Origin of the sequence: Adhaeribacter pallidiroseus (assembly GCF_003340495.1) — a bacterium.
GTDB lineage: Bacteria > Bacteroidota > Bacteroidia > Cytophagales > Hymenobacteraceae > Adhaeribacter > Adhaeribacter pallidiroseus.
Genome location: NZ_QASA01000001.1, coordinates 4730097 through 4750372 on the forward strand (window position 1 = coordinate 4730097; position 20276 = coordinate 4750372).

Annotated in this window: 16 protein-coding genes; 11 read left to right on the forward strand and 5 right to left on the reverse strand. The window is 42.8% G+C overall.

Annotated elements, in window-relative coordinates; translation table 11 throughout:
• The first annotated feature begins 49 nt into the window (after window positions 1-49).
• On the forward strand, window positions 50-1303 hold the full coding sequence (locus tag AHMF7616_RS18850) for a homoserine dehydrogenase (RefSeq protein ID WP_115374289.1): 1254 nt from the start codon (window positions 50-52) through the stop codon (window positions 1301-1303).
• A gap of 90 nt (window positions 1304-1393) precedes the next feature.
• Window positions 1394-2299, forward strand: coding sequence for a S66 peptidase family protein (locus tag AHMF7616_RS18855; protein WP_115374290.1), 906 nt, complete (start codon window positions 1394-1396; stop codon window positions 2297-2299).
• 210 nt (window positions 2300-2509) lie between these two features.
• On the opposite strand, the gene cysS is transcribed toward AHMF7616_RS18855, so the two are convergent.
• Both cysS and AHMF7616_RS18865 read right to left on the reverse strand, forming a co-directional pair.
• Entirely contained in the window at window positions 2510-3991 is a 1482-nt protein-coding gene (gene cysS, locus AHMF7616_RS18860) for a cysteine--tRNA ligase (protein WP_115374291.1), read from the reverse strand.
• A 139-nt stretch (window positions 3992-4130) separates the two neighbouring features.
• A complete protein-coding gene (locus tag AHMF7616_RS18865; RefSeq protein ID WP_115374292.1) occupies window positions 4131-5165 on the reverse strand; it encodes an endonuclease/exonuclease/phosphatase family protein in 1035 nt (344 codons plus the stop codon).
• Between the two features lie 403 nt (window positions 5166-5568).
• On the opposite strand from AHMF7616_RS18865, the gene AHMF7616_RS18870 reads away from it, so the two are divergent.
• The 5 genes from AHMF7616_RS18870 (at window position 5569) to AHMF7616_RS18890 (ending at window position 12665) form a co-directional block, all read left to right on the forward strand.
• Window positions 5569-6012, forward strand: a complete 444-nt coding sequence (locus AHMF7616_RS18870) for a ribosome maturation factor RimP (protein WP_115374293.1) — start codon at window positions 5569-5571, stop codon at window positions 6010-6012.
• Between the two features lie 8 nt (window positions 6013-6020).
• Complete coding sequence (nusA, locus tag AHMF7616_RS18875; RefSeq protein WP_115374294.1) at window positions 6021-7274, forward strand: transcription termination factor NusA; 1254 nt, start codon at window positions 6021-6023, stop codon at window positions 7272-7274.
• A 197-nt stretch (window positions 7275-7471) separates the two neighbouring features.
• A complete protein-coding gene (gene infB, locus AHMF7616_RS18880; RefSeq protein WP_115374295.1) occupies window positions 7472-10633 on the forward strand; it encodes a translation initiation factor IF-2 in 3162 nt (1053 codons plus the stop codon).
• 201 nt (window positions 10634-10834) lie between these two features.
• Window positions 10835-11602 (forward strand): segregation and condensation protein A, encoded by a 768-nt coding sequence (locus AHMF7616_RS18885; protein ID WP_115375692.1) that lies wholly within the window; start codon window positions 10835-10837, stop codon window positions 11600-11602.
• Window positions 11589-12665 carry a lysylphosphatidylglycerol synthase transmembrane domain-containing protein gene (locus AHMF7616_RS18890; protein WP_115374296.1) on the forward strand — a complete coding sequence of 359 codons (1077 nt, stop codon included), beginning with the start codon at window positions 11589-11591 and terminating at the stop codon, window positions 12663-12665. The genes AHMF7616_RS18885 and AHMF7616_RS18890 overlap by 14 nt, the downstream gene beginning before the upstream one ends.
• Window positions 12666-12808: 143 nt before the next feature.
• On the opposite strand, the gene AHMF7616_RS18895 is transcribed toward AHMF7616_RS18890, so the two are convergent.
• Entirely contained in the window at window positions 12809-13228 is a 420-nt protein-coding gene (locus AHMF7616_RS18895; protein ID WP_115374297.1) for a nucleoside-diphosphate kinase, read from the reverse strand.
• Between the two features lie 357 nt (window positions 13229-13585).
• Here AHMF7616_RS18895 and AHMF7616_RS18900 point away from each other — a divergent pair, with 357 nt between their 5' ends.
• From AHMF7616_RS18900 to AHMF7616_RS18915, 4 genes are all read left to right on the forward strand, one after another.
• The gene (locus AHMF7616_RS18900; RefSeq protein ID WP_115374298.1) at window positions 13586-14605 is read left to right on the forward strand and encodes a DHH family phosphoesterase; all 1020 of its coding nucleotides are present in this window, start codon (window positions 13586-13588) and stop codon (window positions 14603-14605) included.
• Between the two features lie 20 nt (window positions 14606-14625).
• A complete protein-coding gene (locus AHMF7616_RS18905; RefSeq protein ID WP_115374299.1) occupies window positions 14626-15567 on the forward strand; it encodes an FKBP-type peptidyl-prolyl cis-trans isomerase in 942 nt (313 codons plus the stop codon).
• A 180-nt stretch (window positions 15568-15747) separates the two neighbouring features.
• Entirely contained in the window at window positions 15748-16332 is a 585-nt protein-coding gene (locus AHMF7616_RS18910; RefSeq protein ID WP_115374300.1) for an FKBP-type peptidyl-prolyl cis-trans isomerase, read from the forward strand.
• A gap of 9 nt (window positions 16333-16341) precedes the next feature.
• On the forward strand, window positions 16342-16866 hold the full coding sequence (locus AHMF7616_RS18915) for an FKBP-type peptidyl-prolyl cis-trans isomerase (protein ID WP_115374301.1): 525 nt from the start codon (window positions 16342-16344) through the stop codon (window positions 16864-16866).
• Between the two features lie 139 nt (window positions 16867-17005).
• On the opposite strand, the gene recO is transcribed toward AHMF7616_RS18915, so the two are convergent.
• Together recO and porZ are read right to left on the reverse strand one after the other, a co-directional pair.
• The gene (gene recO, locus AHMF7616_RS18920; RefSeq protein WP_115375693.1) at window positions 17006-17713 is read right to left on the reverse strand and encodes a DNA repair protein RecO; all 708 of its coding nucleotides are present in this window, start codon (window positions 17711-17713) and stop codon (window positions 17006-17008) included.
• A 254-nt stretch (window positions 17714-17967) separates the two neighbouring features.
• Window positions 17968-20274, reverse strand: coding sequence for a type IX secretion system anionic LPS delivery protein PorZ (porZ, locus tag AHMF7616_RS18925; protein WP_115374302.1), 2307 nt, complete (start codon window positions 20272-20274; stop codon window positions 17968-17970).
• Window positions 20275-20276 lie beyond the last annotated feature (2 nt).

Here is a 20276-nt window from a genome sequence, read left to right on the forward strand (position 1 = left end):
AAGTTGTGTACTTACTACTTACAACTTAGTACATATTACTTAATTAATAATGACAAAAATTCAAAAAATAGGCTTATTCGGATTTGGCTGCGTAGGCCAGGGTCTATATGATGTACTGGCTAATAGCCGGGGCATTAAAGCCAGCATCGAAAAAATTTGCGTGAAAGACCGTAACAAAAAACGCAAACTACCGGCCTCTTACTTCACTTTCGAAAAAGACGAAGTACTGAATAATCCGGAAATTGATCTGATTGTAGAGCTGATTGACAATGCCGACGAAGCTTTTGAGATTGTAGCTACGGCTTTAAAACAAGGTAAAAACGTGGTAACGGCCAACAAGAAAATGGTAGCCCAACACTTAGAAGAGTTGGTAGAGTTACAACACGAACACCAGGTATCTTTATTGTACGAAGCCTCTTGCTGCGGTTCTATTCCCATTATCCGGACCTTGGAAGAATACTACGACAATGAATTGCTATACGCCGTTAGCGGCATTTTTAACGGCTCTTCGAACTACATTTTGTCGAAGATTTTTAATGAAAACCTGGATTACGATCTGGCTCTGAAACAAGCCCAGGATTTAGGTTTTGCCGAAACCGACCCTACCCTCGATGTAGGTGGCTTCGATCCGAAATATAAACTGATCATTATTGCGGCGCATGCTTTTGGCTTATTTTTAAATCCGGACACCATTTTTAACGTGGGCATCCAAAATTTATCGAAATACGACATTCAGTACGCCCGCGAAAAAGATTATAAAATTAAACTGGTACCGCACGTAAGTAAAGTAGACGAAGCAACGGTTACCTTGTTTGTAATGCCGCAATTTATAAGCCGCACCCACCCGCTTTACAACGTAGATAATGAGTACAACGGCGTAATTGTAGAAGCCGCTTTTTCCGAAAAGCAATTTTTCTCGGGGAAAGGTGCGGGCGGTTACCCTACCGGCTCAGCGGTTTTATCTGATATTTCAGCACTGACTTACGGGTATAAATACGAGTACAAAAAACACCTGCAACACATCGAAGTAAATTCTACGAACAACATTGAAGTAGAAGTTTATTTGCGTTACTCGAACAAAGAATTATTAAAAAAACTGCAGTTCGAAAGCATTTCGGAGAAGTTTATTGCCCAGAATTTCAAATATGTGATTGGTTATGTGCGTCTCGACCATTTGTTGCAGCACATTCAGGAAATCCGCGAATTTGATGCTTTTCTGGTGAGTACTGGTAACTTTCAGGCCAGCGCCGCTACTCCGGCCAGCGTACGCGAAACCGCCACCGAAGAATTCGAATTAATTTAAGTTAGCTATCTTCATATAAAAGGTTGTGCCCATAATACGGCTCAACCTTTTTTGTTTATTTATTATTAAAACTACGGTTAATCTCTCCGCATGATTTTTCCTCCGCGCCTGCAACCCGGCGATAAAATTGCCATTTGTGCCTTAGCCCGCAAAATCACTTTAGTTGAAATTCAATCGGCGGTAGATATTCTTACTTCCTGGGGTTTAGAAGTGGTAATTGGCGAGAGCTTAGCCGGCGATTTTCACCAGTTTGCCGGCAACGATGCATTGCGCTTGCGCGACCTGCAAACCATGCTGGATAATCCCGAAATAAAAGCCATCATTTCGGCCCGGGGTGGCTACGGCACTACCCGCCTGCTGGACCAGCTAAATTTTGAAAAATTTAAAAAATCGCCCAAATGGCTCATTGGCTTTAGCGATATTACCGCTTTGCTCTGCCATGTATTAGGAATGGGTTACGCTGGTATTCACAGCATTATGCCCTCGCTTTTTAGCCGTTCTGGTAGCGAAGCAGCCATTGAAAGTTTAAGAAAGGTTTTATTTGGCGAGCCCATTACCTACCAAACTTCGGCGCATGCCTTTAACCGGCTGGGCGCAGCTCAAGGCATATTATTCGGGGGTAATATTAGTTTACTCAATACTATTATCGGCACGGCTTCGGATATAGATTATACTGGCAAAATCTTGTTTGTAGAAGAAATTGACGAGTACCTGTACAACCTCGACCGCATGTTGGTGCAATTAAAACGCAGCGGCAAATTATCCTGTTTAACCGGTTTAATCGTGGGCCACATGACCGATATGCGCGACAACCCCGTTCCGTTTGGTAAAACCGCTTACGAAATTATTCAGGAACACACAGCCGCCTACTCCTACCCTGTTTGTTACGATTTTCCCACGGGCCACGAACCCCACAATTTAGCTTTAATTTGCGGGGCGCAAGTACGATTAGAAGTATCGGGCACCGGTAGCTTTTTGGAATACGTACCGGAGTAATTTTTTAAATTTTTCTTTATAAAACGACGTAAAACTGCTCCAGAATTTAAAATTCTTGGCTTTGAGAATTAAAAATAAACCCCAGCTAATTCTAGAATTAGCTGGGGTTTATTTTTGCTACCATCGTTTGTGTCTTCACAAACGACTTTATGTGCTATTTGCTAAAGTCCTGATATTTATCTTTTCAGGTTGTAAAGGTATAAGCCTTAATTACTCTTCGTAAGCCCAATCAATACCGGTTTTCATGTCTTTAATTACGATACCCAATTTCTTAAACTCAGCCCGGATTTCGTCTACTTTCGCGTAATCTTTCACGTCTTTGGCGTCTTTGTAGAACTTCAGCAGCAAAGCCAGCATCTGATCCAGGTTGTCCGGACGTTCTTCGGTTAAGCCTAAAACTTCGGTTACCAGAGTACGATAGGTATTTTTTAAATTTTGGAACATGCTGCTGCTTAAACTGGTTACCGGTACCTGCCCCATGTACAGGCTGTTGATCTTCTTTAAAACGTTGAACAAAGAAGCAATGGCTTTCGCGGTATTCAAGTCGTCGTTTAAACTGCGGTAGCAATCAGCGAGCAATTTCTCCATTTCCAGGTCTTGGGCACCGGTTTCTTCAGCATCCGAAGGGTAGTTAATTTTATCCAGTACTTTTAAGCCGTTCATTAACTTTAAATAACCTTTACGCGCCGCCAGTAACGCTTCGTTCGAAAAATCTAAAGTGCTGCGGTAATGGGCCTGTAACACAAAAAACCGGATCGTCATGGGGCTGTAAGCGGTTTGCAGCAAATCGTGCTCGCCCGAAAACAACTCGCGAAGCGTAATAAAATTACCCAGCGATTTCCCCATTTTCTGGCCGTTAATGGTAATCAGGTTGTTATGCACCCAATACTTGGCGGCATCGGTATGATTGCTAGCCTGGCTTTGGGCAATTTCGCATTCGTGGTGCGGGAACATCAAGTCCAAACCGCCTCCGTGGATATCAAACTCTGGCCCTAAATACTTGCGGCTCATGGCCGAGCACTCTAAATGCCAACCCGGAAAACCCTCGCTCCACGGTGATGGCCAACGCATAATATGGCTCTCGGAAGCCTTTTTCCACAAAGCAAAATCCAGCGGGGAGCGTTTTTCCTGCTGCCCATCCAGGCCGCGGGTATTAGCCAGTAAATCTTCCACAATCCGGCCCGACAATTTCCCATAACGCTGGTGCTGGTTATAAGCCGGCACATCAAAATACACCGATCCGTTTACCTCATAAGCCAAGCCGTTAGCTATAATTTCCTCAATTAGGGCAATCTGCTCGATCATGTGGCCGGAGGCGCGGGGCTCAATGCTCGGCGATAACACATTGAGTTGCTGCATATCCTGGTGGTAACGAATGGTGTAATGCTGCACCACTTCCATGGGCTCTAATTGCGCCAAACGGGCCTGCTTGGCAATTTTATCTTCTCCTTCGTCGGCGTCGTTTACCAGGTGGCCCACATCGGTAATGTTCCGCACGTAGCGCACTTTGTAGCCAATGTGCATTAAGTACCGGAATAAGATATCAAAAGTAATGGCGGCTCGGCTATGACCTAAATGCGCCTCGCCGTAAACGGTTGGTCCGCACACGTACATGCCCACAAAAGGCGCGTGCAAGGGTTCAAATACTTCTTTTTTACGGGTAAGGGTATTATAAAGAGCTAACGGTTGCATGGGCGCAAAGGTAGTAGATTTAGTTAATAGTCCATAAACGACAGTCCATAGTCTACAAAGTTGAATTACTCAATTATTTTTAAAAAGTCAGCGCGCACGATAAACTATCACCTGTGGACGGTTGACCACGGACTATCGTCTATCGACTAATTTTATAAGTGGCTGTTAGCGGGAAATGATCGGAGAAAGTTACATCGCGGTGCACGGTAAAGTTGCTCACCTCTAAACTTGGGCTAAAAAATTGATTATCAATTCGGAGAAGCGGTAAAATGCCGTTATACGTGCTGCCGATTCCCCAACCGGCGGCGGTATGAGCGTTATTTAATTTGCGGTTCAGCTTTTGGTAGGTATAACTATAGGGCACATCGTTTAAATCGCCGCATACAATTACCGGGTAAGGCGATTCTTTTAAATGGTCGTAGAGGGTGTTTACCTGGTAACTCCGTTTTATAAAACCATTTTTTAACCGCCGGACCAAGTTTTGTAAATCTTTCCCAAAAATATTCTGTTCTTGGTACGTTTTAATAATATCCTGCTCCTCAATACTCATTGATTGCAAATGGAAATTATACACGCGCACGGTATCGCTTTTAATTTTTAAATCGGCGAACATGGCGTGGTTCTGCGTGAGCTTTTCGAACTTAATGGTGCCTTTATTGAGAATCGGATACTTGGAAATAATGGCCATTCCAAACTGGCCATTAGCGCGGTTAATTAAAGTATTAGATATAAAATAATGCTTATCGTATTTTTTTACAATTTTCCGTACCGAGTTGTAAATCGATGAATGCGGCTCGTTGTAAAACTCTTGCAAACAAAACACATCCGCGGGGTTTTCGGCTACCCATTTAATCATGTTCCGGGAGTTAGTATATTCTTTGTCGTGCAAGTGAGCATACGTGTTAAAAATCCGCACATTATAGCTTAATACATCTAAATTGGTTTCTCCGGGTAAGTTTTTGGCGACAGCGTCCCGGGTACTTTCATTATAATGAAATGTAAAACCACGTTCGTAATAAGTCCAGGTAAATACTATTACCAGTATGGGAGCTATAACCCGCCAGGATCGCTGCCAACCCCAGCTGAACAGGAAAAAAAAATTAAGCAATAACGGAATGGGCGTTGTAAAAAGAAAAAAGCCGGTCGGCCAGAAGTAGTAAGATGGAATACGCATTGTTACGATTGCCAGTAGTAACCATATCACGATAAGATAATAAACTGTAACCGAAAATTTTCTACGCACGCTTTAGTAAATCTACAATAACAAACTTACGAATTAAGCCTTAATGTCGGTAATACCCATCTTAATAAAATCAGGTTTTAACCTCCGGAAATCAGTAAATAAATATTATAGATGAAAGCATAACCAGTATTTACGTTTCTTTTTTTCTCTTTAAAAAATTATTATCAAACTATTTATTGGTAAAATATTAAATGAAAAAACCAGCTAAGTTGTTTGCAACATAATTTTTTCGTACATTTGTGCAATTAATTAGATGATCAGGGGGACAGGCGTCCCCTATTTTGTTTGTTAGAAACCAGAATTAATGAGCCTGACTGCCGAAAATATAAGAACAATGATACCCAGTTGCTTGCCTACGGATGATTTATTCGTAGTGAAAGTACAGGTGTCAGATAATCCGGCTAAGCCTAAAGTTACGGTAATACTGGATGGTGATAACGGCATTGGCATAGATGAATGCGCCTTGGTTAGCCGGCGGTTGGCTAATCGCATAGAGGCTGCTTTCGGTGAAGAAGTAAGTTATGTACTGGAAGTAACCTCACCGGGTGCCGATCAGCCCTTAACGTCTAACCGGCAATATAAACGTCACATTGGCCGTAAACTGAAACTGGTTTTAAAAGATGGTTCGGAGAAAATTGGTACTCTGGACGAAGTTACCCCCGAGGGCATAACCATAACCGAAGAAACAAAAGAAAAAAGCAAGAAAGTTACCTTAGCCCCGGCTCAGGTAAACTTTACTGACATAGCGAAGACGAATATTGTAATATCTTTTAAATAAAAAGAAAAATGAACAGTTCAGTCCTGATAGAATCATTTGCGGAGTTCGCCAATCTTAAACATATCGATCGTCCCACCATGATGCGGATTCTGGAAGATGTATTCCGGACCATGATTCGTAAAAGATGGGGCACGGATGAAAATTTTGACATTATCCTGAACGTAGAAAAAGGCGATTTAGAAATTTGGCGTAACCGCGAAATTGTGGACGATAATTCCGAAGATATTTGGGATCACGACAAAATTGCTTTATCCGATGCCCAAAAAATTGAACCGGATTTTGAAGTAGGCGAAGAAGTTTCGGAAGAAATAAAACTAGAAGATTTTGGCCGGCGGGCTGTATTAACGGCTCGGCAAACTTTAATCCAGCGGGTAAAAGATCTGGAGAAAGATTTAATGTACCAGAAATACAAAGATCTGGTGGGTGAAATTATTTCGGGCGAAGTATACCAGGTATGGAACCGCGAAGTAATGCTCGTGGACCAGGACGATAACGAATTAATTATTCCGAAGTCCGAGCAAATACCAAAAGACCGGTATCGCAAAGGCGATGTAGTACGAGCCGTAGTGCATCGCGTAGAAATACACAACGGAACCCCTAAAATTATTTTATCGCGCACGGCACCGGCTTTTTTAGAACGTTTATTCGAGAACGAAGTACCGGAAATTTACGATGGTTTAATATCCATTAAAAATATTGTGCGCGAACCCGGTGAGCGAGCTAAAGTGGCCGTAGAATCTTATGATGACCGCATTGACCCGGTTGGAGCTTGCGTGGGTATGAAAGGCTCCCGTATTCATTCCATTGTACGGGAACTGGAAAATGAAAACATCGACGTTATCAACTATACCGATAACGTTGAGCTATACATTCAACGTTCGTTAAGTCCGGCTAAAATTAGCAGTATCCGGATTAACGAAGAAGAAGGACGGGCTTCGGTGTTCCTCAAGCCCGATCAGGTTTCGTTAGCAATAGGAAAAGGCGGTCAGAATATTAAATTAGCTAGTCGCTTAGTAGGCCTGGAAATTGATGTTTTCCGGGAGCAAGAAGAATACGAAGAAGATATTTCACTCGACGAATTCTCCGACGAAATTGAAGCTTGGGTAATTGATGAACTCAAGCGGATTGGTTTAGATACCGCGAAAAGTGTACTGGCGGTAACACGTGAAGATTTAATTCGCCGGACCGAGCTGGAAGAAGAAACCGTTGATGATTTACTAGCCGTTATCCGTCAGGAGTTTGATACGGATAGCAACGGCTAGTATTTAAACTTGGCTCACTGGAAGAGGAACGAACAATAGCTGTTTCATTGTTACATTATTTAATGACAGTTACCTAATATTTTTTGATTACGCAAAATTTGATAACAGAAACGCTTAATTTAACCTAATTTAGCGCGCAAATTACGGCGATTCAACCGATTACCAATAATTATTAAAAAAGACAGCATATTCCAAGCATGGCAGAAGAAAAAACGATGCGGCTAAAACAGGTAGCAACAACCTTAAACATCAGTACGTCTACGGTGGTAGATTTTCTGGCGGCAAAAGGTTTTGATATCGAAAACAAACCTACTTCCAAGATTACCTCCAAGCAATTCGAGGTGCTAATGAGCGCATTTGAATCGTCGGTTCAGGCCAAAATTGAGGCTGAAAAACTGAATATTGGCAAAAAACCAGCTGCTGCTGTCTTGCCCGAAGTACCCGTTCAGCCAAAAAAACCCGAAATTGTTAATATTCCATCCGAAACTAATAATATACCAAAGCCAGCTCCAGTTTCTCCCGTGGTTTCTCAAACAAATACAGTTACAGAACAACCTTCCGTTGAAACTGGTGTTAAGTTACCAGGTATTAAGGTTGTGGGCAAAATAGATTTAAATGCCCCCAGAATATCAGTTACTAAGCCAGTAGACGTTCCGCAGGAACCCGAAAGTTTTACGGAAGAACCTTTAATACAGGCTGCAAAAGAAGAAAACCCTGAAGTTACTACTCCAGAATCACCCACTCCGGTAGCGGAAGAACGGCAGCCAGAACCCATTATTGTTCCGGAACCAGAAGTAGTAGCGCCTCAGCCTACAACTTTGCCAGAACCAGTTACAGCGATAGTCGATAATTTAGCAGAAGAGGTGCAGCCTCCGGAAAAACAACCTGAGCCTGAACCGCTTGTAGCTGCTACACCTTCTGCTCCAGTACCAGCCCCTGTAGTTAATGAAGTGCCGGAGGTTACCCCTGCAAACAATTCTGTTGCACCAGAGGCTCGAGAATTAACGGATGCTGACGCAGATGAGCCGGAAGTGATTATTCCGGGTAAGGCAGATCCATTAAAAGGTTTAACAGTTCTGGGTAAAATAGAATTACCGAAAGATTTTCCCCGTAAAAAAGGCGGTAAACCGGTTCCGGAAACCAGAAATAGACCGGCCAATGTACCAGTAGCAGGTAACCAAAACCAACCCGCTCCGGCTAATGCGGGTGGTGGTAATGCTAATAACAACAACTCTAACAATAAGAAAAAACGGAAGCGGATTATTGTTCAAAATAATGCTGCTGCGCCGGATACTTCAGATCGTCCGGTAGTAACCAGAGGCGAACGTAAAGATTTTAGTCAGCCTCGGTCGAACCAACCTGGTAATAATAACCGACCTAATAATCGGCCTGGCGGACCAGGAGCTGGTCAAAACAATCGGCCACCTATGGCTGGTGGACCCAAGCCAGAAGTTTCGGATAAGCAGATCCAGGATCAAATTAAAGCTACTTTAGCTCGTTTAAGCGGTAATAAAAATACGCAAACGAACCGGGCTAAATATCGCCGCGAAAAACGTTCGGCCATTGCCGATGCCACTGAAGAAAGAAGACAACAAGAACAATCAGATGCTAAAATTTTAAAATTAACCGAATTTATCTCGGCTAATGATTTAGCCTCTTTGATGAACGTGTCGGTGAATGATGTTATCAAAGTTTGTATGGCTTTAGGCATGTTCGTTTCTATTAACCAGCGCTTAGATGCCGAAGCGATTACCATTATCTCGGATGAGTTTGGCTACGATGTAGAGTTCTTATCGGCCGAAGACGAAGAAGTAGTGGTGGAAGAAGAAGAGGATGCCGATGCTTTAGCCGATCGGGCGCCTATTGTTACGATCATGGGTCACGTGGATCATGGTAAAACGTCCTTACTCGATTACATCCGGAGTTCTAAGGTAACGGCTGGTGAGGCTGGCGGTATTACCCAGCACATTGGTGCTTACGACGTACTAACCGATACGGGCAAACGCATTACCTTTTTAGATACGCCTGGGCACGAAGCGTTTACAGCGATGCGGGCTCGGGGTGCTAAAATAACCGACGTTGTAATTATTGTAGTGGCGGCCGATGATGATGTGATGCCACAAACGAAGGAGGCGCTCAATCACGCGCAAGCGGCAGGCGTGCCTATTGTCATTGCGATTAATAAGATCGATAAGCCATCTGCTAACCCGGAACGCATTCGGGAGCAACTAGCGGCGATTAATGTACTCGTGGAAGACTGGGGTGGTAAATACCAGTGCCAGGAGATCTCGGCTAAATCAGGAGTAGGTATTCCGGATTTATTGGAAAAAGTTTTACTGGAAGCAGAATTACTAGAATTAAAAGCCAATCCGGACCGGAATGCAGTTGGAGCCATTATAGAAGCTTCCCTGGATAAAGGACGGGGTTATGTAACTACGGTTCTGGTACAAACCGGTTCCTTGCACGTGGGCGATGTGATGTTGGCTGGTTCACACTTTGGTCGGGTACGCGCCATGACCGATCACCGGGGTAAGAAAATGAAGGTGGCCGGTCCGTCAACGCCAGTACAGGTGCTTGGTTTAGATGGAGCGCCGCAGGCCGGTGATAAGTTTGTAGTGTACGATACGGAACGCGAAGCTCGCGAAATTGCTTCCAGCCGCCAGCAATTGCAACGTGAGCAAAGCCTACGTACCAAGAAACACATTACCCTGGATGAGATTGGCCGTCGTTTGGCCATTGGTTCGTTTAAAGAACTGAACGTAATTGTAAAAGGTGACGTGGATGGTTCGGTAGAAGCGCTTTCCGACTCTTTACTAAAATTATCTACCAACGAAGTTCAGGTTAATATTTTAAATAAAGGCGTTGGTCAGATTTCTGAATCCGATGTGTTACTCGCTTCAGCTTCTGATGCTATTATTATTGGTTTCCAGGTACGGCCATCGGCTAATGCCCGCAAACTGGCGGAGCAGGAACAAATTGATATTCGGCTTTACTCTATTATTTACAATGCCATTAATGAACTGAAAGATGCGATGGAAGGTATGTTGGCCCCAACCATGCAAGAAGTGGTTATGGCGAACGTAGAGGTGCGGGAAGTATTCCGGATTACCAAAGTAGGTACTATTGCGGGTTGTATGGTTACTGATGGTACCATTACCCGTAACAGCCGGGTACGGTTAGTACGCGATGGTATTGTAGTATTCTCCGGTGAAATACTTGCCTTGAAACGATTTAAAGACGATGTAGCAGAAGTAAGACAAGGTTACGAGTGCGGTATCAGTATCAAAAACTTTAATGATATTGAACAAGGCGATATTATTGAAGCTTACGAAGAACGCGAAGTAAAACGAACCTTATAATTTTAAATTTTTAATCAATAAAAAGAAAGCCTGCTCCTTCAGCAGGCTTCTTTTTTTAAATTTTATCTATGCTGGCCGTAAATTAATGGTTTTTAATAACGTAACTGTTCCTTCACAAATCATTAATGGCACCGTTACTTATTGCTGCATATTTTACCTAATTTTGCAACTAATTTAAAACCAGCTAATTCGTACAAAGGAGTGAGTTTCGAGATAAAATTATCGCTTTTTGAGGGGCCTTTTGATCTGCTGCTATTTTTTATTGAGCGCGACGAACTGGATATTCATGATATTCCGATCTATAAAATCACGAATGATTTTATGACTTACATCACACGTCTGGAACAGTTAAACATGGATGTAGCCAGCGAGTTTATTTTAACGGCAGCAACGCTCATGCGTATCAAAGCTAAAATGTTGCTGCCCCGCACCGAAAAAGACGAACACGGCAACGAGATTGACCCGCGCAAAGAGTTGGTACAGCACCTGCTCGAATACAAAAGATATAAAGCCGTTATTACCGATCTATCGGATATGGAAGACCGGCGCCTGTTACAGGAGACTCGCGGTAATATAGATGATGAACTACAACTAATTGCCAAAAAAAGTAAACTCGACTACGAATTGCAGGATTTAAGCTTGTATAAGCTGATGCGGGTTTTTGAAAAAGTAATTAATCGTTACGAAGAAGAACAAAACCGACCGAAACATACCGTTTATACGTACCCTTATACGATTGAGCAGCAGCGGCATTTTATTCAAACTAAATTACAAACCGTTGGTTCTATTTCTTTCACCGAGCTAATGACAGCATTTCCGGATAAAATTGGCATTATTTTTAATTTTCTGGCCATACTGGATATGCTGCAACTGCAAGTAATCAGCGTTATTATCGACGAAGGCTTTAACAATTTCCGGATTAAAGAATTCGATGAATCTTTACGGGTAGCTATTGATGGATTTGAATAGAAAAAAATTACTGGAAAACTTTTCGACGAAACGAATTTTAATACCAGTATTTATTGGCTTGACGGTAATCGGCTACATGTTTTACCGGAATAATAATCTGGCCAATTTACAACATTTAAAAAATGCCAAACCTTTCTGGTTAGTAATGACCATGGTGGTGCTGGTGGTGCGCGATGCGGGCTACATTTACCGGATCCGGCATATCACCGAGAAAGTACTAACCTGGCGCAAAAGTCTGGATGTGATAATGCTGTGGGAGTTTGCTTCTTGCGTGCTACCGTCAGTTGCCGGGGGTTCTACGGTAGCAGCCTTTATCATTAACAAAGAAGGTATCCCTTTGGGTAAATCGCTGGCCTATGTCATGGTAACGGCCATGCTCGACAATCTATTTTTTTTAATAGCGGTGCCCTTGGTGTTATTATTTACCCAAGGCGAAGTTTTTCCGGATGTAGAAGCCTTGCCCGAATCATTAAAAGCCGGCTTAGAAGTTGCCTTTACCATTAGTTATGTGCTGATTGCTTTTTATGCTTCCTTAATGTGGTATGCCTTGTTCCGGAACCCGAAAGCAGTAAAACGTTTGTTTCTGCGGGTTACCTCGGTTGGTTTTTTAAAAAAATGGCGAGCTGCTGCTTATAAACACGGTACGGAATTAGTATGGGCTTCGCGGCAATTAAAAGGTTATTCTTTTGGCTACTGGAGCCGGGCTTGTTTATCTACTATTTTCGTCTGGACAGCCCGTTACTACGTAATCAATTGCTTAATTGCGGCTTTTACCAATATCGGCTTCCAAGACCACATGCTGATTTTTTCGCGAAACCTTATTTACAAGGTGGTGCTGCTAGTGGCCATTACGCCGGGTGGTGCCGGCTTTGCCGAAATTGCTTTCCCTACATTTTTTGGGAAATGGTTGGGCAGCTTTACTACTGTAATTGTATTGCTTTACCGCATTGCCACCTATTACTTGTATTTAATTTTTGGTTCTATTTTCTTGCCTCGCTGGGTAGCCCGGGTATTTGGTGCGCAGGTAAAACCAGAACTGGAACCAGAACTATCAGCCAAATAGATCCCGGATTACACAGATTAGAATTCTAATAGTCGAGAAAATCTAAAAAAAGAGGCCAACAGATTAAGATTGGCCTCTTTTTTTAAATTTTCTACATTCTTTATGATATTCTTCTGGATAAAAAATCCGCCTAAATATGCGATCTAGAAACGCTCGTCGATGTCAAAGAAAAAGTCACCTTCAATCTGGGCATTTTCATCGGAGTCAGAACCATGAACGGCATTGGCTTCCATTGATTTAGCGAATTTTTTCCGGATAGTGCCTTCTTCGGCGTTAGCGGGGTTGGTAGCGCCAATTAACTTCCGGAAATCCGCTACGGCATTTTCTTTCTCCAAAATCATAGCCACAATAGGGCCGGAACTCATGTATTTTACCAAGTCATTATAAAACGGACGTTCTTTATGCACGGCATAAAATTCGCCGGCTCGCTCCGGCGTTAAGCGTGTTTTTTTCAAAGATACAATCCGGAAGCCGTCCGCTTCCATCATTTGGGTAATACCGCCAATGTGGTTATCCTGCACCGCATCGGGCTTAATCATTGTAAAAGTTTGGTTAGTAGCCATGTATATAATTTTGTTTTTAATCGATAGTCAAAATAGCTCTTAGACGAAAGCCAACAGAGCACATGTTATTAGTGTTAATAGCGGAATTTTTAGATTGTTGTATTGTTTTAAATTTTTTCAACGTAGCAGGTAAAACAACTTTCCAACCTTTTAACCTTTCAACTTTAAACCCACTTGTAACCCAAGAAGCCGGCGCAAAATTAGCAGAGTTCTGCTAAATAAAGCTAATAATTAGTTAGTTTAAACGTTAATTAAGTATGCAGGAGACTGCTGGAATAATTTTTTTGTTTTGAATTATTTTATACCGAATTTTGTGTCTTGCACCTAAATTTTTAAAAAGGAGCTTTTAAGCTAAGAATGCAACAAATTACTGCTCTGAAGGATCTGCTTCAGGAACCAAAAGAGATTCTGATCACCACTCACCATAAACCCGATGCCGATGCATTAGGTTCTTCGCTGGGTTTAGCCGGATACTTGAAAAAGAAAGGCCATGTAGTTACAGTAGTTACACCCTCCGATTATCCGGACTTTTTAAATTGGATGAACGGCAACAACGATGTAATAACCTACGATACAGCTACAAACGACGAACTGGTTAAAAAATTAATAAATCAAGCCGAAGTTATATTTTGCCTCGATTTCTCGTCTTTAAGCCGAATTAACGAAATGGGGCCTTACGTGCAGGAAGCATCCGCTACGAAAGTACTCGTCGATCATCACCTGGACCCCGAAGACTTCGCCCAATTAATTTTCTCTGATACCCGAGCCGCCGCTACGGCCGAGATCGTTTTTGAGCTGATCCGGGATTTAGGTGATCAAGCCTTAATTGATGTGCACATTGGCGAATGTTTATACGCCGGCATCATGACCGATACCGGATCGTTCCGGCACCCGAGTACTTCGCGTAATGTGCATTTAATTATTGCGGAATTATTGCAGGTGGGCGTTAATACTTCCAACATTCACCGGCTTATTTACGATAGCCACACCGAAACCCGCCTCCGTTTTCTGGGTTACGTGTTAAAAGATAAATTAACGGTACTCCGCGAATTCCGAACGGCCTACATTGCCATTACTGCCGAAGAATTAAAAAAATACGATTCTAAAACCGGTGATACCGAAGGTCTCGTAAATTTTGCGTTGTCGATTGAGGGAGTGGTTTTTGCGGCTTTAATCATCGATCGGGTCAACGCCGTTAAAATGTCCTTCCGTTCGGTAGGCAATTTTTCGGTAAATGATTTTGCCCGCAAACATTTTCAAGGAGGCGGCCACCGCAATGCGGCCGGGGGTATTGCGTTTGAACCACTTGCCGCTACTTTATCCCGTTTTCTGCAAATTTTACCGGAGTATCAAGACCAACTATTAAAAGATAATTAATTCGTAAACCTAAATTTAAAATGTTAAAAAAAGTAAACTTTTTCGTACCGGTAATTGCCGGTTTTTGCTTGCTACAGGCCTGTAATAAAAAATCTGTAGATTTTAAGAAAGCTGATAATGGCGTTGAATATAAGTTATTTGCAAAAGATAAATCCGGGAAATTTGAACCTAAAACGGCTCCTGCTAAAACCGACACGGTGGGTAAACCAAAAGAAGGCCAGGTACTTACCATGGAAATGAAGTATTTTACTCAGACGAAAGCAGGTAAAGACACTATATTGTTTGATACCCGCAAAAACGGCTTCCCGGTGCAGATCCCAATTATGAAATCTACTTTTAAAGGTGGTTTAGAAGATGCTTTCTCGTTGGTCAGACCGGGTGATAGCGCCGTTTTCCGGATTAGTGCCGATTCGTTGTTCGCCAAAACCTTCCAACAACCTATGCCGCCGTTTATTAAAAAAGGCTCGCAGTTAACCTTCCATGTGCTGGCGCAAAAAGTACAATCGCAGCAAGAGGCCATGATGGATCAGCAGAAAATGATGATGGAATTCATGGAGAAGCAAAACAAAAAAGATGAAAAAGTTATCCAGGATTACGTTAAAAAAGAAGGCTTACAAGCCCAAAAGACTGCTTCGGGCTTATATTATGTTGTAACCCAACCGGGTTCCGGAGCTCCGGCTAAAGCCGGCCAAACAGTAGCCGTTAAATACAAAGGCACTTTATTAGATGGAACCGTATTTGATACCAGCGATAACCCGCAGTTAGGTGGCAAACCTTTTGAATTTACTTTAGGCCAGCAACAAGTAATCCGGGGCTGGGACGAGGGTATTGCCTTATTAAATAAAGGCGCTAAAGGTACTTTACTCGTTCCCTCTACTATGGCTTACGGTCCGCAAGCACAAGGCAAAATTCCGGCTAACTCGGTGCTGCGTTTCGACGTTGAACTAGTAGACGTTAAATAATTGTTTGTTCTAATAGGATAGTGTAAGATACTGATCCCGAAACAGTTAAAACCTGAGATAAGTTAAATTCAGAATAGGTTGCCGCAATAAACAAATTACACGGCCGTTTTGGATTTAGCTTAAATCCTGCTAAAAGACCGGGGAATTAAATCCTATTTTTAACAAAACCTTATTACATTTATGAACCTTAAAAACACCTTCACCACCTTTACTAGTAATCGTTTACTAACGACTATTTTTATCTTTTTAAGTGTTACCGCTTTTTACAGTTGTAACAACAATAATGAACTGGAAGACGAAGCCCGTCGCCAGGAAGAAGCGTATAAACGCCAATTAGGCATTGATACAGTTTTAATTCAGAGCTATGTGGCTAGTAAAGGCATCCCTAATGTGCAACGTACTCCTTACCAAGGGTTATACTATGCGGTGCAAACGCCCGGTACCGGCGACAAAGCCGAAATCAATAAAACGGTAGTTACCCATTACACTTTAACTAATTTTAAAGGCGACACCTTGGATACCTCCCGCAAAGCTCGTACAGATCCAAGTACTGGTCAAAAAGTTATTCAGCCATTAACTTTTTTACTGAGTCCAAACACCAACATTCTTACTGGTTTTCAACAAGGTGTTTCGCTGATGCGGGTGGGAGAAAAATCTAAATTCTTTTTATCGTCTGGCCTGGCTTACGGAGCACAAGGAAGTGGCAATACTATTCCACCAAACACAAACCTGATTTTTGATATTGAGTTACTGCAAGTAAAATAATCTGATTGTATGCTCCAGACCTTTAAATTTGCCTGGCCTAGTCCGGTGTTTGTTTTACTTGTATTACTCAGCCTGGCGGGTTGTAAAAGTAAAGATCCTTACGAAGAATACGAAAAAAGACAACGGGAGCAAGACGACCTGTTCATTCAGGAATACTTAACCGGTAATAAAATCACAAATTTTACCAAATCTACTACTGGTTTATATTATTTGCCTCAGCAAGTTGGTACCGGTGCTAAAATACAGCTGGGCAATTCCGTTACGATGCATTACATCGGCCGGTTTTTAAATGGTCAGAAATTTGAATCGTCTTACGATACGGGAGTACCCCTTACTTTTACGGTAGGCGGAAATGTGGCTTCTAACGGCACTCCTGTACTGAAGGGAATGAATGAAGGAATTGTTTTAATGAATAATCTGGAAAAGTCTACCCTTATTATTCCTTCGCATTTAGGTTATGGCCGCTCGAATTATGGTTATGTGCCTGCCGGAACCGTGCTAGTTTATGAGCTGACGATATTAGATGTAAAGTAACGAATAACTTCTTATGATTTGAAAGCGCGCTATCTTGCAGAAGGTAGCGTGTTCTTTTAAAATTTGTTGTATCAGAAGAGCTTTATCGATTAAAAGTAATCCAGCGGTTTTATCCTGGTTTTCCGTAGCAGCAGTTAATTTAATCCGAAAGTACTTCGGAGAGTACTTGCAAGGATTTGATTTCGCCGAGTTTTTCTACGTGTAGCTGGTAGTAGCGGATTAAAATCAACAGCAACTCTTTCCGGACTTTGCTGTTCATAAACACCTCCTCGGAGCTCTGCATTAAGGCATCGAAGTAGGCTTCAAACATTTGGAAGTGCAGCACTGAGCCCCGGCTTTGAGTAGCGGCACCCGCCGAAAAAGCTACCTGCGACGTGATATCGGCTCCTGATGTTGGGCCAAAACCTAAATAATGTGATAACTGCAACAAAAAGAATAAATGAAAATTACCAAAACTTTGCTCCTGCCGATCGAAGTAGATAATTGAATCGTATAAAAAGTTAAACAAAGGGGGATTTTCTTCTTCTTCCTGAATGGTGTGGGCCAGCATTTCCGATAAAAACAAAACCATACTGCTTTTAAAAGTATTGAACGGAATGCTGGCAAACGGATAACTGCACTTATACTCCGAGATGCGGGTAATACCTCCTTTGGGGGAAGTATATACCACCATATCCAGCAAAGTAAAAGGTTGGAACAAAGCAATCCGGGCACCAGGTCCTTTCTTCCGGACACTGTTCACAATGTAGGTTTGCAAACCCAATTGTTCGGTATATACTCGCGCAATAATAGAGGTTTCCCGAAATTTTATAAAATTCAGAACAATACCACGGGTTTTTACCAGCACCGTTTGGGAGTTTAGAGTTATAAGTTTAAAGTTATAAGTTAAACGTGTAGTAACCCAGAAGGATTTTACCAAACCAACCTGCTGATACAGCTTTTAGCTAAACTCAGCTTAATTGTAATGAATCGCGTCTTCATTATTACTATACTTAACACTCTATTATTATTTAAAATTTAAATAAATGTTGGGGTAGGAACCAAGCGAAATAATAATCTTTCAATTTTCAAATTTGTAACTTGTAACCTGTAACCTGTAACTCAATCTATCACGGCTATTTTACTTACGCAGCTTTGGCTGCCGTCGGGCGTAGAGCTAAACACGATGTATATCCCGGATTTTACGCGTTTACCCGCCACGTTGCGGGTATTCCAGGCCACGGTACCGCCCGCGGCTTTGGTTTCGTAAACCAGACGGCCAGCACTATCGGTTATTTTAACGTGCGCATTGTTGGGCAATCCCGAAATACCTACCACGCCATCGTACTCGGGTCGCACCGGATTCGGGAAAACCGAAGCACAATCTGGCTTACCTGCTGTAACGGTAGCGCTGCCCCGGTAACTTACCAAACCCGCATCGGTAGCAACAAATACTTCTCCGGTTTTGTGATTAATGCTGATATCCTGGATTTTGTCGGATAGCAAAGGGCTATTTTGTGTGTTAAAGTTAGCCAGCAACTTATCGGCTTCTTCATTAAACAGCCACAAGCCGGCATCGGTACCTACCCATTTGCGGTTTCCGCCATCTACGGCAATTGCCCGCACAATTTGGCCTTCCAGGGCTGGCCGGCCGTTTATAATGGGTAATGTGGCTACAAAATCACTGCTAAAAGCTTGCGCCGGATCATAAAAACCAGCGATTCCGTTATTGGTTCCCACCCAGATGGCATTGTTGCGGTCCCTGGCCAGAGTGTATACGTCCAGACCGGGTAAGTTAACATTGCCGGGAGTCAGGTGTTTAAAATTGTTCGTGGTTTCGTCGAATACCAGCAAGCCTTTTACACTCGTGCCGTTTTTACTCAAAGCCAGCCATTTAAAGTTATTATCATCAATAACAATCCGCTCCAGGTTGCTGCCATCGGCAAACCCCGGAAAAGAAAAAGATTGCCAGGTGTTATCGGGTTTTAGTACGTGCAAACCCGGTAAGTTCGGAAACTGGTGCCGGTTAATAACCCAAGTATTTCCCGAAGCATCGACGGCTACATCCGGCACGCGGGTAAAGTTATTGTTGGTATTAAGCGAGCTAAGTAAAGGACTGTTCGTGGGGTTGTAAATTTTAAAATTTCCCAAACCGCTCCATTCCACTAAGCCGCCGCCGTAAGAGCCCAGGTATAATTTGTTATTTACAGGATTGCGCACAGCTCGGGTTAAATCCGTAAGGGTCGGAAATTGATTCGGATCGGTTTGCACCCAGGCGGTATAGTTGGTCCATTGGCCGTTGGTGTACTCGTAAAAGCCGGCTTTGGCGCCCCGTTGTTCGTACGATTGGTTATAACCGCCTTCTAATACAAAAGTGGATGTATTATCGGAATACACGCTAAAGGCCTGATTCGAGAACGGACCCGCCGGTACGTGGGCCGTATACGTATTATTTTGCAACTGAATTAAGCCGCGGCTAAAATCGGCAAACCAATAGGTTTGACCGGTACTTTGCAGGGCAGCCCGGGGTTGCGCCAGCAACGGATCGTCATACATTTGCACGTTATTAGCCGCATCCAGTAAGAGCACATTAACCGAAGTAGAAATAAGCAAATGATCGGCACTGGCGTTTAACTGAAAAGCTTCCGTTCCAGTAAGGCTAGCTGCCGTGGGCAGCCATTTTTTGCCACTAAATTTTAAAATTTTATCTTGGTTAAGGCCCGCGTAAATGCTACCGGCAAAGGTAGCAATGGTTTTACTGGTGAATGTTTCGGGTAGTCCAGCATCTGTTTTAAAAATACGCCAGCTTTGGTAGTTCAAGAGATTGGTGCCTGTTAAAGCCGCTCCCATTAGGCCATTAGACGTCGCTAAATAAATGCTGTCGTTGAGAGTAGTACTAGCGTACACGTTTAAAATTTGCCCAGCCGGCCCCAGGTTGCTGTAGGTTTCTTTAATTTCCAGTTTTTGCAAATCCAATACTACCACACCAAAAGTGCTGGCCAGATAAGCGAACTTATCTCGAAAAGCAATTTGATGAATAATTTTTTCGCCGGTGATGGGTTTACGGGCAATATCGGTAATGGGGAGTATCTCACCGTTACGTATTAAATCCAGGTGGGCATCTTCGTAGGCGATTACCAGGGTTTGGGTGCTGGGTTCGTAGGCCAGGGTACTAATATTGATGTCATGAAAGCCATCGGATTTGGAAAGGGTTTTTAATTCATTAAATGCGGGATCGAAAGAAAAAAAGCCGTCTTCGGTGGCGCAGTAGATAACTCCATCTGCTTCGGCAATGGCCTTGGCGCGGTTATAAGGCACGTGCACCTGCCATTGCCCAATTTCTAAGGTACTTTGCTGCGCCCCAGCATTTTGGCAAAAAAGCAAACTTAGCACGATCCAGACAAAATATTTACCTCCCTGATTGATCATGC